We start from the raw sequence: 15,668 nt of genomic DNA, 5'->3' as shown, positions 1-15,668 counted from the left end.
CCATCAATCACGATGCACGCGCAACCCAAACGAAAAACGCCGGCACGAGGCCGGCGTTTTTCTTCAAACCCTGCAGCGCAGACTTACGCCGCCGACTGCCACTGCCCCAGCGCGGCCAGGCCATTGGCGCGGGCGCGTTCGAACACGGTCTGCTGGGCCTTGGCGAGATTGCCGACCAGGTCCTGCGACCACAGCTTGAGCGCGGCCGACTGCATGGCGCGGCCGTACGAGAACGACAGCGGCCACGGGTTCGGGCCCATCAGGTTCATGGCATTGAGGTGCGCGGTGGCGTCCTCGTCGGACTGGCCGCCCGACAGGAACACGATGCCCGGCAGCGTCGCCGGTACGGTCGACTTCAGCACCTGCAGCGTGGCGGCAGCGACTTCCTCGACCGGCGCCTTCTCGCCGCTGGTCGTGCCCGGCAGCACCATCGAGGCCTTCAGGATGGTGCCCTCGAGCACCACGTTGTGCTCGTACAGCGAGCCGAACAGCGAACGCAGCACGACTTCGGTGACTTCGAAGCAGGTGTCGATGTCGTGGCTGCCGTCCATGATCACCTCGGGCTCCACCATCGGCACCAGGCCCTGCTCCTGGCACAGCGCGGCGTAGCGCGCCAGCGCGTGGCTGTTGGCCTCGATGCAGGTGCCCGACGGGATGTCGTCGCCGATGTTGATGACCGCGCGCCACTTGGCGAAGCGGGCACCGAGCTTGTAGTACTCCTCCAGGCGCGCGCGCAGGCCGTCGAGGCCTTCGGTCACCACCTCACCCGGGCAGCCGGCCAGCGGGAAGGTGCCCTTGTCGACCTTGATGCCCGGGATCATGCCGTTGTCGGCCATCAGCTTGGCGAACGGCACGCCGGTCTTGGTGGCCTGGCGGATGGTTTCGTCGTAGAGGATCGCGCCGGAGATGTGCTCGCTCAGCTTCGGCGTGCTCAGCAGCAACTCGCGGTAGGCGCGGCGGTTCTCTTCGCTGTTCTCGATGCCGACACCGGCAAAGCGCTTGGCAATGGTGTTGTTGGACTCATCGATGGCGATGATGCCCTTGCCCGCGGCGACCATGGCCTGGGCGGTTTCGGCAAGCTGTTCGATGCTCATGGACGTCCTGCGGGAAGCGGTGGGAAGCCCGCGATTATAGCCGCTGACTCCCACCCTTGCCTGCTGTTGGCAACCACAAATCAATCACTTGCGTAGCAGGCACCCCGGAATCCAATACCAGTTGCCCGGCTGTCCGCTTACAGCTCGCCCAAACCCTCGGCGCAGCCTTCCGGGCCTACCTGCAGCAAGCGCAGCGTGTTGGTCGCGCCGTGCTGCTGCATGGTGTCGCCACTGGTGAAGATCACCCGGTCCCCGGCACTGAGCTGGTCCTGGCCGAACAGTTGCTTGATCGCGTCACGCGCCGCGTCGCGGGCGCTCAGGCCACGGCTGTCGAATGCGTGCGGGATGACGTCGCGCATCATCGCCATGCGCCGGCGCGCGCCGTCGTGGCGCGACAGGCCGAAGATCGGCACCGGCGAGCGGTGCCGCGACAGGAAGCGCGCGGTGCCGCCGGATTCGGTCATCGCCACGATCGCGCGCACGCCGATGTGCTCGGACAGGAACATCGCCGCCATCGCAATGGCCTGGTCGGCACGCTCGAGGTTGCGCGGTGCCGCCTCGAAGTCGGTGTCCATCTCGAACTGGCGTTCGGCCCCCAGGCAGATGCGCGCCATCGCCTCGACCGCCTTGACCGGGTAGCGGCCGGCGGCGGATTCCTGCGACAGCATCACCGCATCGGTACCGTCGATCACCGCGTTGGCGACGTCGAGCACTTCGGCGCGGGTCGGGATCGGGCTGTCGACCATCGACTGCAGCATCTGCGTGGCGGTGATCACCACGCGGTTGCGTGCCAGCGACTCGCGGATGATCTTCTTCTGCAGGCCCGGCAGCTCGGCGTCGCCGATCTCCACGCCGAGGTCGCCGCGCGCGACCATCACCACGTCACTGGCTTCCACTATCTCGGCCAGGTTCTCGATCGCTTCGGCACGCTCGATCTTCGACACCAGCGCGGCGTCACTGCCGGCGGCGCGGGCGACGCGGCGGGCCTCGTCCATGTCGGCGGCGTTGCGGCAGAAACTCACGGCGATGAAGTCGGCACCGAGTTCGGCGGCGACGCCGATCAGTTCCTTGTCGCGCTCGGTCAGCGCGCCCAGCGACAGGCCGCCGCCTTGTTTGTTGAGCCCCTTGCGGTCCGACAACGCGCCGTCGTTGAGCACGGTGGTGATGATGCGTTCGCCCTCGACCGCGCCGACGCGCAACTGCAGCAGGCCGTCGTCGAGCAGCAGCACGTCACCGGGACGCACGTCATTGGGCAGGCCGAGGTAGCTGACGCCGACCTCGCGCAGGTTGCCTGGCGGCGCATCGACGCTGGCGACCAGGTCGAAGCGGTCACCGGCCTTGAGCAGCACACGGCCTTCGGCGAAACGCTCGATGCGGATCTTCGGGCCCGGCAGGTCAGCGAGGATGCCGACCTCGACCCCCACGCGCGCTGCGGCTTCGCGCACGGCCGTGGCACGGGCGACCTGCGACGACGGGTCACCGTGCGAGAAATTGAGGCGGACCACATCGACGCCGGCAATGAGCAGGGCGTCGAGAACACCCGGCGGATCGGTGGCCGGGCCGAGGGTGGCGAGGATCTTGGTGCGACGTGGGTTGGCGGGCATGGCAGACAGGTTTCTGTAGACCGCTGCACGCTAGCACAGCCACCGTGCTCCTCGACCATTGCGCGCGATGGGTTCTGCACGATTTCATGTCGTGCGTTCCGATCCCGCAACCATGCGCTACCGAAGGGTCACGCGGCGCCATTGACGGCCGGCATGATGAGCGCCGCTGCGCGTGACCGGCAGCGGCGGCGCAGGCCGCGAGTCCGCCCGTGCCGCCGCCGTTTCCTCTTGGGGGTCAACTGGCAACCGAACAACCGGCATGGAACACGTAGTTGTCGGAGCGCAGGCCCCAACTCCAGTTTTCAGCGCAGCCGACCGACGACGCGCCGATCACCTGGCCGTCGTCGCTGCGGTACTCGTAATAGCCGGCCAGACAACCGCCACCGCTTTGGGCCAGGGCGATGCCCGACAGCAGGGTCAGGGCAATCGCGATGAGCACGATCTTTGTGCGACGCATGATGCAGCCTCCCGGATCTGACGCGGCCTCATGGCCGCCCGCGGACGCTACGCCCAGCCTTGTCGGCAATCCATGATGACGCTCACAGCCCCGGCGGCATCAGCCACCGGCCGTCGTCAGGCCGCGATCAGGCCCGGCAATTGCGCCGGCGAGTCCGCCAGATGATCGGCACCGGCCGCGCGCAACTCGGCTTCGCCGCCAAAGCCCCACAGCACGCCGATGTTGCGCAGGCCGTGGTGGCGTGCGCCCTCGATGTCCATGCGGCGGTCGCCGATCATCCAGCACGCGTCCGGCGCCAGGTCGAGACGACGCAGGGCCTCGCCGATCAGCTGGTCCTTGTCGCTGATGCGACCGTCCTCGGTCGCGCCAATCACGTCCTCGAAGCGATGGCCGAACGGCAGGTGCGCGGCGATCTTGCGCGCATGTGGCTCATTCTTGGCGGTCACCACGGCCAGGCGATGGCCGGCGGCGTGCAGTGCCTCGATCGCCTCGCCAATGCCCGCATACAACTGGTGCTCGGCCCAGCCGTGGCTCTCGAAACGGTCGCGGTAATGCAGCACCGCCTGCTCGACCCGAGCCGGATCGTGCAGCAGCGGTGCGAAGCTGGTTCGAAGCGACGGGCCGATCCAGCGCCGCAGTTCGTCCTGCGGCGGCACCGGGTGCGCCATCTGCGTCAGCGCATGTGCGACGCAACGGGTGATGCCGACGGCGGAGTCGATCAGGGTGCCGTCGAGATCGAAGAACAGGGTGGGCTTCAAGAACGTCTCCTTCGCTTCTGTCCCCCAAGGGGACTTTCCTTCGGGCGTAGGAGCGGCTTCAGGCGCGTTGCTTGAGCGCGGCGACCGCCGGCAGCTCCTTGCCTTCGAGGAATTCGAGGAACGCGCCGCCGCCGGTGGAGATGTAGGACACGTCGTCGGCAATGCCGTACTTGTCCACGGCGGCCAGCGTGTCGCCGCCACCGGCGATCGAGAACGCGCGCGACTCGGCGATCGCATGCGCCACCGTCTCGGTGCCACGACCGAAGGCCTCGAACTCGAACACGCCGACCGGGCCGTTCCAGACCACGGTGCCGGCATCCTTGATCATCAGCGCGTAGCGCGTGGCGGTCTCCGGCCCGATGTCGAGGATCATGTCGTCGGCACCAACCTGGTCGACCGGCTTGATCGTCGCCAGCGCGTCGCTTGCGAAGGCCGGGGCGACGACGACGTCGACCGGCAGCGGAATGTCGGCGCCGCGCGCCTTGGCGTCGGCCATGATCTTCTTGGCGGTGCCGATCAGGTCGGTTTCGACCAGCGATTTGCCGACGCCATGCCCCATCGCAGCAATGAAGGTGTTGGCGATGCCGCCTCCGACGATCAGCTGGTCGACCTTGCCGACCAGCGACGCCAGCAGTTCCAGTTTGGTGCTGACCTTGGAGCCGGCGACGATCGCCAGCAGCGGTCGCGCCGGGTTGTCGAGCGCCTTGGCCAGCGCGTCGAGTTCGGCCATCAGCAGCGGGCCGCCGGCGGCGACCGTGGCGTGCTTGATCGCACCGTGGGTCGAGGCCTGGGCGCGGTGCGCGGTGCCGAACGCGTCCATCACGAACACGTCGCACAACGCGGCGTACTTCTTCGACAAAGCCTCGTCGTCCTTGCCTTCGCCGACGTTCATGCGGCAGTTCTCGAGCAGGACCAGCTGACCGGGCGCCACATCGACGCCGTCGACCCAATCCTTGACCAGCGGCACGTCGATGCCGAGCAGCTCGGACAGGCGCTGGGCCACCGGCGCCAGCGAATCGGCCTGGCTCCACACGCCTTCCTTCGGCCGGCCCAGGTGCGAGGTCACCATCACCGCCGCGCCCTTCGCCAGCGCCAGCTTCATCGTCGGCAACGCCGCGGTGATGCGCTGCTCGGAGGTGATGCGGCCGTTCTCGTTGATCGGCACATTGAGGTCTTCGCGGATCAGCACGCGCTTGCCGCGCAGGTCGAGGTCGGTCATGCGGAGGATGGACATGGGCGCTTCCGTGGTTCGAGGCCGGACGAGACGGCGTTGGCGCGGCCGCAGAGGCCGGCGCAAGGGCGCGTATTGTCCCGTCCGCGACGCCGCGCGGCAAATCGCCGGTGCAGCAAGGCCTGCCGCGTCTTCACAAGATTTTGCGTTGACGGATCATGATGACCCCACTATGTTGTGGCCGTCGGTGCCGACTTTGCGGTCGGCTGAAAAGGGAAGCCCGGTGCGGACATCAGCGTCCAAGGCCGGCACTGCCCCGCAGCGGTAAGTGGAAACGACCGCCGTCATGGCACTGGGGGCATCGCCCCTGGGAAGCGACGGCCAGTAGGTGGGAAGGTTTGTAGGGTCAAAGCCCGATCCCGTGTCCATAAGTCCGAAGACCTGCCGACAGCCGCGCGATGCACACCGCGCGGTGACCGGCCAGGGAGTCTTCGGAGGGAAGACGGTCGGTGTCGCTCCGCGATGCCCGGCATCGCGTTCGCCCGTCTCGGGCTGAGCGACACCCGCACTCCATCCTCCTGACTCCGCGCCCGCGGGGGCGTGGCCGTGCCGTCGGCGCCGCATTCGCGGTGCGTCCGATGGTGCGTCCGCGTCTTCGTGCGTCGTCCCTCGAGGGAAAGGACGACGAGCCGTGCGCCACGCACTGGAGCCTTGCCATGACCACCCTGACCGAAGCGCCTCACGCGGCGACCGCGACCGCCGCCGCGCCGAACCGTGCACCCACCGATGCCGAACCGGGCTTCGCCCTGACCCCGCCCGCCGCCAACCTCACCATGACGGTGACCAAGCGCAGCGGCCGCCGCGAACCGGTCGACCTCAACAAGATCGTGCGCGCGGTGACGCGCAACGGCGAAGGCCTGTTCGCGGTCGACCCGATGCGCGTGGCCACGCGCACGATTTCCGGCCTGTACGACGGCGCGACCACGCGCGAGCTCGACGAACTGTCGATCCGCACCGCCGCGCTGCTGACCGCCGAGGAACCCGAGTACGGCCGCCTGGCCGCACGCCTGCTGGCCGGCGTGATCGAGAAGGAAGTCGCCGGCATCGAGATCCATGCGTTCTCGCAGTCGGTGCAGCGCGGCCATGAGCTGGGCCTGATCAACGAGTGCCTGCTGACTTTCGTGCAGGCCAACGCGCGCAAGCTCAACGACGCCATCGACCACTCGCTCAACGCGCGCTTCGACTACTTCGGCCTGCGCACGCTGTACGACCGTTACCTGCTGCGCCACCCGACCGCGCGCACGGTGATCGAGACGCCGCAGCAGTTCTTCCTGCGCATCGCCTGCGCGCTGAGCGGGGACATCGGCGATGCACTCGCGCTGTACCGGCGCATGGCGCAGTTGGACTACATCCCGTCCTCACCGACGCTGTTCAACTCCGGCACCACCCACGAACAGCTGTCGAGCTGCTTCCTGCTCGACTCGCCGGAAGACTCGCTGGAAAGCATCTACAAGCGCTACATGGACGTGGCCAAGCTCTCCAAGTTCAGCGGCGGCATCGGCCTGTCGTACTCGCGCATCCGTTCGCGCGGTTCGCTGATCCGTTCCACCAACGGCCTGTCCAACGGCATCGTGCCGTGGCTGAAGACGCTCGACGCCTCGGTCGCCGCGGTCAACCAGGGTGGCAAGCGCAAGGGCGCGGCCTGTGTGTACCTGGAGCCGTGGCACACCGACGTCGAGGAGTTCCTCGAACTGCGCGACAACACCGGTGACGAGGCACGGCGCACGCACAACCTCAACCTCGCCAACTGGATCCCCGACGAATTCATGCGCCGGGTCGAGGCCGATGGTAACTGGTCGCTGTTCGACCCAGCCAGGGTGCCGCAACTGACCGACTTGTGGGGCGAGGCCTTCGACGATGCCTACCACGCCGCCGAACTCGCCGGCCTGGCGACCAAGCAGGTCAAGGCGCGCGAGCTGTACGCGCGGATGATGCGCACGCTGGCGCAGACCGGCAACGGCTGGATGAACTTCAAGGACAAGTCCAACCGCGCCTGCAACCAGACGTTGCTCTCCGGCAATGTCGTGCACCTGTCGAACCTGTGTACCGAGATCCTGGAAGTCACCTCGCAGGACGAGACCGCAGTGTGCAACCTCGGCTCGATCAACCTGTCGCACCACGTCGAACTTTTCGCCGAGGGCCCGGTGCACGGCGAGGATGGTCGCTTCGACTTCGACAAGCTGGCGCAGACCGTGCGCCTGGCCATGCGCCAGCTCGATCGCGTGATCGATCTGAATTTCTACCCGATCGAGACCGCGCGCCGCGCCAATCTGAAGTGGCGCCCGGTCGGCCTCGGCGTGATGGGCCTGCAGGACGTGTTCTTCAAGCTGCGGATGCCGTTCGACTCGGAACCGGCGCGGGCGCTGTCGAAGCAGATTGCCGAAGCCATCTATTTCCACGCGCTGTCGGCCTCCAATGAACTGGCACTGGAGCGCGGCAAGCACCCCGGCTTCGCCGACACGCGCGCGGCGCAGGGCGAGCTGCAGTTCGAGGCCTGGGGCGTGATGCCGAGCAACCCGGAGCGTTGGGACGGCCTGCGTGCACGCATCGCCAAGCACGGCCTGCGCAACTCGCTGCTGATCGCGATCGCGCCGACCGCGACGATTGCCTCGATCGCCGGCTGCTACGAGTGCATCGAGCCGCAGGTGTCGAACCTGTTCAAGCGCGAGACGCTGTCGGGCGACTTCCTCGTCGTCAACCGCTACCTGGCCGAAGAGCTGAAGGCGTTGGGCCTGTGGACACCGGAACTGCGTGACCGCATCAAGATGGCCGAAGGATCGATCCAGGGCATCGAGCAGATCCCCGAATCGCTGCGTCAGGTCTATCGCACCGCGTGGGAACTGCCGATGCGCTCGCTGATCGACATGGCCGCCGAGCGCGGTGCGTTCATCGACCAGAGCCAGTCGCTGAACCTGTTCATCGAAAGCCCGAACATCGGCCAGTTGTCGTCGATGTACATGTACGCGTGGAAGAAGGGGCTCAAGACCACTTACTACCTGCGCTCGCGCCCGGCGACGAAGATCGCCAAGGCCACGGTCAGCGGCGTTGTGGAAGCAGCCAAGCCGGAGTACAGCGCAGTCGAAGCGATGGCGTGCTCGCTGGAGAACCCGGAAAGCTGCGAGGCCTGCCAGTAGTAGTAGTCCCACCTCCCTCTCCCCTTGTGGGAGAGGGACAGGCGCCAACGGCGCCAGGGAGAGGGGACGCGCCCTCCCCCCAGGAAGAACAACAGCGTCCCCCTCTCCCGGCGCTTCGCGCCACCCTCTCCCACAAGGGCAGAGGGTTTCCACGCAAAGGATTCCCATGGCCACCGACACCCGCCTGCTCGACCCCGGCTTCGACCTGACCCTGCGGCCGATGCGCTACCCGCAGTTCTACGAGATGTACCGCGACGCGATCCGCAACACCTGGACGGTCGAGGAGGTTGACTTCTCGCTCGACGTCAACGACCTCAAGCACAAGCTCGGCCCGGCCGAGCGCCACCTGATCGAACGCCTGGTCGCGTTTTTCGCCACCGGTGACTCCATCGTCGCCAACAACCTGGTGCTGAACCTCTACCAGCACATCAACGCGCCCGAAGCGCGCATGTACCTGTCGCGGCAGCTGTACGAGGAAGCGCTGCACGTGCAGTTCTACCTCACATTGCTGGACACCTACCTGCCCGACCCGGTCGCGCGCGCCAAGGCCTTCGACGCGGTGCAGAACATTCCCTCGATCCGCGCCAAGGCCGAGTTCTGCTTCAAGTGGATCGACTCGATCCAGAACCTGCAGCGCATCGAGACCGCCGCGCAGCGCCGGCAGTTCCTGCTCAACCTGATCTGCTTCGCCTGCTGCATCGAGGGCCTGTTCTTCTTCGCCGCCTTCGCCTACGTCTACTACCTGCGCTCGCGCGGGCTGCTGCACGGGCTGGCCGCGGGCACCAACTGGGTGTTCCGCGACGAGAGCTGCCACATGGCCTTCGCCTTCGAGGTCATCAAGACCGCGCGCAGCGAGCAGCCGGAACTGTTTGACGACGAGTTGCAACGCCAGGTCGTGCTGATGCTGGAGGAAGCGGTCGAGTGCGAGATGCAGTTCGCCCAGGACGTGCTGTCCGGCGGCGTCGCCGGGCTGTCGCCCAAGGACATGCGCCAGTACCTGCAGTATTGCGCCGACCAGCGCCTGAGCCAGCTGGGCATGCCCCGCCACTTCGGTGCGAGCAACCCGTTCGCGTTCATGGACCTGCAGGACGTGCAGGAAGTGACCAACTTCTTCGAGCGTCGCGTCTCGGCCTACCAGGTCGGCGTGCAGGGCGAGGTGGCCTTCGACGCGGCATTCTGATCAATCCCCGGCTTTCGCGCACTGGCGTCCGGCCCGCAGCAGCACACATACCCTGAATTCAATGCCATCCCGAGCGCAGCGAGGGATCTGCTGTTATTGCGTCGTCGCGTTGCGGAAAGCAGGCCCCCTCACTGCACGTGCCGGCAGGACACGCCGCATGAGGACGGAAAGTGCTAGCGCTCCGGCGGAGCGGCAACGACCGGTAAATCCAGGGCACGCGAACCTTCGCGCGGCAGCAGGCCCAGGCCGTAGCGCAGGCTGTAGCCGATCTTCTCGGCGTAGCCGCCGACGAGTTCCGCGTGCTCCGGTGCCAGCACTTCCTTCGCGGTGCTGCGCCATAGCGCCAGCCAATGGTCGAAATGCTCGGCGCGGATCGGGTGCGGGCGATGCGCCGACATCGGATTGCCGCGGTAGCTTTTCGTTCCCAGCGCCACCGATGACCAGAACGCGGTCAGCATGCGTTGGTGCTCTGGCCAGTCGTCGATGGCGGCATTGAACACCGGACCGAGCTGCGGGTGCATGCGGACCTGCGCGTAGAAGCGGTCGACCAGCGTTGCCAGGTCCTGCTCGGTGAGGGGCGGGGTTTCGCTCATGACGGGTGATAGCTGTGGCCGGCGAGACAAAAAAACAAGGCCGGCGAACGCCGGCCTTGTCTTGAACGATGGCGACGTGCCGCTTACTTGCCGGCAACAACCTTGACCATCTCCAGGCACTTGTTGGAGTAGCCCCACTCGTTGTCGTACCAGCTGACCAGCTTGACGAAGGTGCCGTCCAGCGCGATGCCGGCGTCGGCGTCGAAGATCGAGGTGCGGGTATCGCCGCGGAAATCGGTGGCGACCACCTTGTCCTCGGTGTAGCCGAGGATGCCCTTCAGCGCGCCTTCCGACTGCGCCTTCATCTCGGCGCAGATCTCGGCGTAGGTGGCGTCCTTGACCAGTTCGACGGTCAGGTCGACCACCGACACGTCCGAGGTCGGCACGCGGAACGACATGCCGGTGAGCTTCTTGTTGAGCTCCGGGATCACCACGCCGACGGCCTTGGCCGCGCCGGTGCTGGACGGAATGATGTTCTCGAGGATGCCGCGGCCGCCGCGCCAGTCCTTGTTGCTCGGGCCATCGACGGTCTTCTGGGTCGCGGTGGCGGCGTGCACGGTGGTCATCAGGCCGCGCTTGATGCCCCACTTGTCGTTGAGCACCTTGGCCAACGGCGCCAGGCAGTTGGTCGTGCACGAGGCGTTGGAGATGATCGCCTCGCCCTTGTAGGTCTTGTCATTGACGCCGTAGACGAACATCGGCGTGTCGTCCTTCGACGGTGCCGACAGGATCACCTTCTTGGCGCCGGCATCGAGGTGCTTCTGCGCGGTAGCCTTGTCGAGGAACAGACCGGTGGATTCGATGACGACGTCGGCGCCGACTTCGTCCCACTTGAGGTTGGCCGGGTCGCGCTCCTGGGTCAGACGGATCTTCTTGCCGTTGACGACCAGGGTGTTGCCTTCGACCGACACATCGCCCTTGAAGCGGCCATGCACGGAGTCGTAGCTCAGCATGTAGGCCAGGTAATCCGGCTCCAGCAGGTCGTTGATGGCGACGATCTCGATGTCGTTGCCAAAGTTCTGCACGGCCGAACGCAGCACGTTGCGCCCGATGCGGCCGAAGCCGTTGATACCCACCTTGATGGTCATAACTAGCAAGCTCCTGCGGCCGCGCCCGGCGCGGCGGATGGACGGATGATCGACACGTAAGATCCCCTTCAGGGGAAGCCTATTCTAACAGGCGGGCGTGACCCGCTCCTGAGGCGGGCACTGGCGTGAATTGACCATGACCAAGGCGGCCGGGCACCGTCGCCATCGAGCCGCTGGTGTGCGGCGCAGCTACGTCATGAGTTCTGACTGGATCGGCGCGATGATCCGGCCATAGCCGGTCATCCCGGGCGCGGGTCGTGTCGGCTAAAGTGATCGGCATGACCCGTCCCATCACGCCCCGCGCGCACGCGATCCCCGCCCGCGCGCTTCTCACCTTGTTGCTCGCACTCGCGCTCGTCCCCGGCAATGCCCTGGCTTGGGGCCGCCTCGGCCACCGTCTGGTCGCCGCCCTGGCCTGGGACGAGCTGACCCCGCAGACCCGGCGCGCCATCGATGCGCTGCTGGCCGGGGAAAGCGACCCCACCCTGCCCGGTATCGCCAGCTGGGCCGACGAGCTGCGCGAGCACGACCCCGACCTGGGCAAGCGCAGCAGCAAGTGGCACTACGTCAACATCGCCGAGGACGATTGCGTCTACGTGCAGGCGCGGCATTGCCCGAATGGCGGCGACTGCGTCGTCGAGGCGATCCGCACCCAGACCGCGATCCTCGCCGACCGCGACCAGCCGCGGACGGCACGACTGCAGGCGTTGAAATTCGTCGTGCATTTTGTCGGCGACGTGCACCAGCCGCTGCACGCCGGCTACGCCAGCGACAAGGGCGGCAACGACGTGCAGGTCAATTTGAACGGCAAGGGCTCGAACCTGCATTCGCTGTGGGACAGCGGCATGCTCAACGCTGCCGGGCTGGATGAAGCCGTCTGGCTGCAGCGCCTGCGCGCGCTGCCGCTGGCCGTGCCGATGGCACGCGAGGCATTGCCGCCGGCGTCGGCCGAATGGGCCGAGGCGTCGTGCCAGATCGCGATCCGCCCCGGCCTGTATCCGGCCAAAGCGGTGATCGGACCGGACTACCTGCAAACCTGGCGACCGGTGGCCGAAGTCCAACTGCGCCGCGGCGGCGCGCAGCTGGCTGCCACGCTGAACGCCGCGCTCGGCGGCTGATCGCAACGATCGATTACGCGGCCGGGCTACGGCGCAGGCGGCAGCGCCAGCTGTTCGCGCACCAACGGCTCCAGGCCGGCAAGACCGGCAGCCCGGCCAAACTGCAACGCCTGCTCCGCGCTCACGCCGCCCTCCCCGGCGGCGGCGATCGCCAGCAACGCGCCAACGCGATTGCCCGAGGCGCAATGCACCAGCACCTTGCCGTGCGCTTGCGCTTGCGCGATCAGCGTCCACAGCCCGCGCGCATTGTCGGTCGTGATATCACCCGCACCGGCCACCGGCAGCGCGTGGTAGCGCAGGCCGGCGGCCGCGACTTCGGCGGCTTCGTCGCGTCCGCCCATCTCGTCAGTGGGGCGCAGGTTGATGACGGTGGTAACACCGTCCGCAGCCAGTGCCTTCCAGGCTCTGGCGGGCGGTTGGCCGGCGGTGAGCAAGGCCGCGCGTGGCTGGCGCAGGTTCGGGAGGGTGTCGCGCAGGTTCATCGAAGGCGTTGCCGTCTGGGCCATGGCGGGAATGCTGGCGGGGCCGGCCAGGATCACGGCCCACGCGGCCACCGCAGCCAGGCGCGGCAGCGATGCGAGGGATCGGAAAGATGTGGGGTTCATGCTGTCTTTCCGCCAATGGCCGGACCGGCATTATTCGACAGGACCGTTGGCAATGACACAATGCCCGGGAGCCCCAGCCCAGGAGGCCCGTGTGCATCCCGAGGTCAACCCCTTCTTCCACGCCGACAGCAACACCTGGTCCTACGTGGTGCAGGATCCGGCGAGCAACACGGCCGCGGTGATCGATCCGGTGCTGGATTTCGACGCCAAGGCCGGCCGCACCTCGACACACTCCGCACAGCGGCTGGTCGATTTCGTGCGCGGGCATGGCCTGCAGGTGCAGTGGATCCTGGAAACCCACGCCCACGCCGACCACCTCAGCGCCGGCCTCTGGCTCAAGTCGCACTGGCCGCAGGCGCGGCTGGCGATCGGCGAAGGCATCCGCGCCGTGCAGAAGACGTTCCAGCCGATCTTCAACCTCGGCGAGCATTTCCCGGTCGACGGTTCGCAGTTCGATCACCTCTTCGCCGACGGCGAGCGCTTCCGTATCGGCCGGCTTGAGGCGCGCGTGATCGCGGTGCCCGGCCACACCAGCGACAGCAACGCCTATCTGATCGGCGATGCGCTGTTCACCGGCGACTCGTTGTTCATGCCCGACGGCGGTACGGCCCGCTGCGATTTCCCCGGTGGCGATGCACGCACGCTGTACCGCTCGATCCACCGCCTGTTCGATACCTTGCCCGACGACACCCGCGTGTTTGTCTGCCACGACTACGGCGCCAAGCTTCCCGACGGCAGTGAACGCGAGGTCGCCTGCGAGACCTCGATCGGGGCGCAGAAACGCGACAACATCCACGTCGGCAAGGGCACGGGCGAAGACGCGTTCGTGGCGATGCGCGAAGCGCGCGATGCCACGCTGGCGATGCCGGCACTGATCCTGCCGGCGGTGCAGACCAACATCCGCGCCGGCGCCCTGCCCGAGCCCGAGGACAACGGCGTGCGTTACCTGAAAATCCCCCTCGACAGACTTCCACTGGAACGCCCCTGACATGCCCACCGAATTCACTCCGCTCTCCGCGCTGATCGGCGGTGCCCTGATCGGCCTGGCCGCCACGTTGCTGCTGTGGTCATTGGGCCGCATCGCCGGCATCAGCGGCATCCTCAACAGCGCGCTCGAGCAACGCAGCGAGCGCGGCTGGCGCCTGGCGTTCCTGCTCGGGTTGGTCGCCGCCGCAGGCATCTGGTTCGCCTTCACCCATGCCGCGCCCCGCACCGGCTTCCCGCTGCCGTGGCTGATCGCGGCCGGCCTGCTGGTCGGTTTCGGCACGCGCCTGGGCAACGGCTGCACCAGCGGCCACGGCATCTGCGGCCTGGCGCGGCTGTCGAAGCGCTCGCTGGTGGCGGTGCTGATGTTCATGGGCGCCGGCTTCGTGACCGTGTACGTGCTGCGCCACGTGCTTGGAGTGCAGGCATGAAGCGCCTCGCGTATGCATTGATTGCCGGCGCACTGTTCGGCCTGGGCTTGGCGGTGTCGGGCATGACCAACCCCGACAAGGTGCTGAACTTCCTCGACCTGGCCGGGCGCTGGGACCCCTCGCTGGCGCTGGTGATGGGCGGCGCACTCGCAGTGACGCTGCCGGGTTATGCTTGGCTGCGCCGGCGCGGCCGCACGCTGGACGGCCAGGCCTTGCCGCCGGCACCGTCGCCGCGCATCGATGCGCGCCTGCTTGGCGGCAGCGCCGCGTTCGGCATCGGCTGGGGCATCGCCGGCTATTGCCCGGGCCCGGCGCTGGCCAATCTCGCCCACGGCAGTGTCGAGCCGGTTGTGTTCGTCATCGCCCTGCTGGCAGGCTCGCAGCTCGCCCGCCTTGTGACGAGCCGCATTTGAACGAAACCGAACTGCTGCTGGCACTGCTGTTCCTCGCGGTCGCCACGCTGTATTCGTCGGTCGGCCATGCCGGCGCCAGCGGTTACATCGCCGCGATGGCGCTGCTGAATTTCGCCCCGGAACAGATGCGCCCGACCGCACTCGCGCTGAACCTGCTGGTCGGCGGCATCGGCCTGTTTCGCTTCTGGCGCAACGGCTACGTGCGCTGGCGCAACGTGCTGCCATTCGTGCTGGCCTCGGCGCCGGCGGCGTTCTTTGCCGCGCAGATCAAGTTGCCGAAGGAAAGCTATTCGCTGCTGCTCGGCCTGGTGCTGCTGGTGGCCGCGATCGGCGTGTTCCGCCACGCCGCGCGCGGCGAGCGCGAGGACGCCGAAGCCGCCGGCCGGCGCGTGCCGTGGCTGCCGGGGCTGCTGATCGGTGCGGCCATTGGTGTGCTCTCCGGCCTGACCGGCACCGGCGGCGCGATCTTCCTGACCCCGCTGCTGCTGTTCGCCCACTGGATGCCGACGCGCGAAGCCAGCGGCACCTCGGTCGCGTTCGTCTGGATCAACTCGCTGACCGGCCTGGCCGGCCTGCTGCACGCCACCGGCACCCTGCCGACCGCACTGCCGCTGTGGCTGGGCGCGGTCGCCGTCGGCGCCCTGATCGGCACCCAACTGGGCTTGAAGTGGCTGCCGGTGAAAGGCCTGCGCCGGGCTCTTGGCGTGGTGCTGCTGATCGCGGCGGGCAAGCTGCTGTTTGCGTAGGGCGGGTTTTCAACCCGCCGCAGGGAGTCGACGCGTCGGGCGGCGGGTTGAAAACCCGCCCTACGTGAGCTCGAGACTGCGGCTGCGGAGGAAACTTCGCCGTTGCCAGGGAAAAATTCGCCGTCGCCGACCCACCGGACTCCGATGACGCGGCAAAAAGCCGCGTGCGCGGAGCTGGGGAACTGCGATGACGGGACTGAAAGCCCCGTCGATGGTGAAAATTTGTCCATCC

Annotated in this window: 15 protein-coding genes and 1 riboswitch; of the genes, 7 read left to right on the top strand and 8 right to left on the bottom strand. The window is 67.4% G+C overall.

What is annotated here, in order from left to right:
* Positions 1-83 precede the first annotated feature (83 nt).
* The 5 genes from ACFOLC_RS07540 to ACFOLC_RS07520 form a co-directional block, all read right to left on the bottom strand.
* Positions 84-1,094, bottom strand: coding sequence for a class I fructose-bisphosphate aldolase (locus ACFOLC_RS07540; RefSeq protein WP_386758638.1), 1,011 nt, complete (start codon positions 1,092-1,094; stop codon positions 84-86).
* A 137-nt stretch (positions 1,095-1,231) separates the two neighbouring features.
* Positions 1,232-2,698, bottom strand: a complete 1,467-nt coding sequence (pyk, locus tag ACFOLC_RS07535; protein WP_386758637.1) for a pyruvate kinase — start codon at positions 2,696-2,698, stop codon at positions 1,232-1,234.
* Positions 2,699-2,933: 235 nt separating this feature from the next.
* Complete coding sequence (locus ACFOLC_RS07530; RefSeq protein WP_386758636.1) at positions 2,934-3,155, bottom strand: hypothetical protein; 222 nt, start codon at positions 3,153-3,155, stop codon at positions 2,934-2,936.
* Between the two features lie 116 nt (positions 3,156-3,271).
* On the bottom strand, positions 3,272-3,913 hold the full coding sequence (locus tag ACFOLC_RS07525; RefSeq protein WP_386758635.1) for an HAD hydrolase-like protein: 642 nt from the start codon (positions 3,911-3,913) through the stop codon (positions 3,272-3,274).
* A gap of 58 nt (positions 3,914-3,971) precedes the next feature.
* Positions 3,972-5,147 carry a phosphoglycerate kinase gene (locus ACFOLC_RS07520; RefSeq protein ID WP_386758634.1) on the bottom strand — a complete coding sequence of 392 codons (1,176 nt, stop codon included), beginning with the start codon at positions 5,145-5,147 and terminating at the stop codon, positions 3,972-3,974.
* A gap of 165 nt (positions 5,148-5,312) precedes the next feature.
* Positions 5,313-5,547, top strand: a riboswitch (cobalamin riboswitch).
* 370 nt (positions 5,548-5,917) lie between these two features.
* On the opposite strand from ACFOLC_RS07520, the gene ACFOLC_RS07515 reads away from it, so the two are divergent.
* Together ACFOLC_RS07515 and ACFOLC_RS07510 are read left to right on the top strand one after the other, a co-directional pair.
* On the top strand, positions 5,918-8,278 hold the full coding sequence (locus ACFOLC_RS07515) for a ribonucleoside-diphosphate reductase subunit alpha (protein ID WP_386759018.1): 2,361 nt from the start codon (positions 5,918-5,920) through the stop codon (positions 8,276-8,278).
* Positions 8,279-8,444: 166 nt separating this feature from the next.
* Entirely contained in the window at positions 8,445-9,458 is a 1,014-nt protein-coding gene (locus ACFOLC_RS07510) for a ribonucleotide-diphosphate reductase subunit beta (protein ID WP_386758633.1), read from the top strand.
* Between the two features lie 173 nt (positions 9,459-9,631).
* On the opposite strand, the gene ACFOLC_RS07505 is transcribed toward ACFOLC_RS07510, so the two are convergent.
* Positions 9,632-10,051: a group III truncated hemoglobin gene (locus ACFOLC_RS07505; RefSeq protein ID WP_386758632.1), complete on the bottom strand. Its 420-nt coding sequence runs from the start codon at positions 10,049-10,051 to the stop codon at positions 9,632-9,634.
* Between the two features lie 83 nt (positions 10,052-10,134).
* Positions 10,135-11,139, bottom strand: a complete 1,005-nt coding sequence (gap, locus tag ACFOLC_RS07500; RefSeq protein WP_386758631.1) for a type I glyceraldehyde-3-phosphate dehydrogenase — start codon at positions 11,137-11,139, stop codon at positions 10,135-10,137.
* A 278-nt stretch (positions 11,140-11,417) separates the two neighbouring features.
* Here gap and ACFOLC_RS07495 point away from each other — a divergent pair, with 278 nt between their 5' ends.
* Entirely contained in the window at positions 11,418-12,257 is an 840-nt protein-coding gene (locus ACFOLC_RS07495; protein ID WP_386758630.1) for a S1/P1 nuclease, read from the top strand.
* Positions 12,258-12,283: 26 nt separating this feature from the next.
* Here ACFOLC_RS07495 and ACFOLC_RS07490 read toward each other — a convergent pair whose 3' ends face one another.
* Positions 12,284-12,862 carry a beta-lactamase hydrolase domain-containing protein gene (locus ACFOLC_RS07490; RefSeq protein WP_386758629.1) on the bottom strand — a complete coding sequence of 193 codons (579 nt, stop codon included), beginning with the start codon at positions 12,860-12,862 and terminating at the stop codon, positions 12,284-12,286.
* Between the two features lie 52 nt (positions 12,863-12,914).
* Between ACFOLC_RS07490 and ACFOLC_RS07485 the strand changes: the two genes are divergently transcribed.
* Genes ACFOLC_RS07485 through ACFOLC_RS07470 form a run of 4 tightly spaced genes read left to right on the top strand, consistent with a single transcriptional unit; the run spans position 12,915 to position 15,436 of the window.
* Complete coding sequence (locus tag ACFOLC_RS07485) at positions 12,915-13,850, top strand: MBL fold metallo-hydrolase (RefSeq protein WP_386758628.1); 936 nt, start codon at positions 12,915-12,917, stop codon at positions 13,848-13,850.
* 1 nt (position 13,851) lies between these two features.
* A complete protein-coding gene (locus ACFOLC_RS07480; RefSeq protein ID WP_386758627.1) occupies positions 13,852-14,277 on the top strand; it encodes a YeeE/YedE family protein in 426 nt (141 codons plus the stop codon).
* Positions 14,274-14,690, top strand: a complete 417-nt coding sequence (locus ACFOLC_RS07475; RefSeq protein WP_386758626.1) for a DUF6691 family protein — start codon at positions 14,274-14,276, stop codon at positions 14,688-14,690. The genes ACFOLC_RS07480 and ACFOLC_RS07475 overlap by 4 nt, the downstream gene beginning before the upstream one ends.
* Positions 14,687-15,436, top strand: a complete 750-nt coding sequence (locus ACFOLC_RS07470) for a sulfite exporter TauE/SafE family protein (protein WP_386758625.1) — start codon at positions 14,687-14,689, stop codon at positions 15,434-15,436. The genes ACFOLC_RS07475 and ACFOLC_RS07470 overlap by 4 nt, the downstream gene beginning before the upstream one ends.
* The last annotated feature ends 232 nt before the right edge of the window (positions 15,437-15,668 follow it).

The sequence above is a fragment of the Lysobacter cavernae genome, from assembly GCF_042648505.1.
Classification (GTDB): Bacteria; Pseudomonadota; Gammaproteobacteria; order Xanthomonadales; family Xanthomonadaceae; genus Lysobacter_L; species Lysobacter_L cavernae.
Note: the sequence above shows the minus strand (reverse complement) of the source record. Positions and strands in the feature narration are given on the sequence as shown.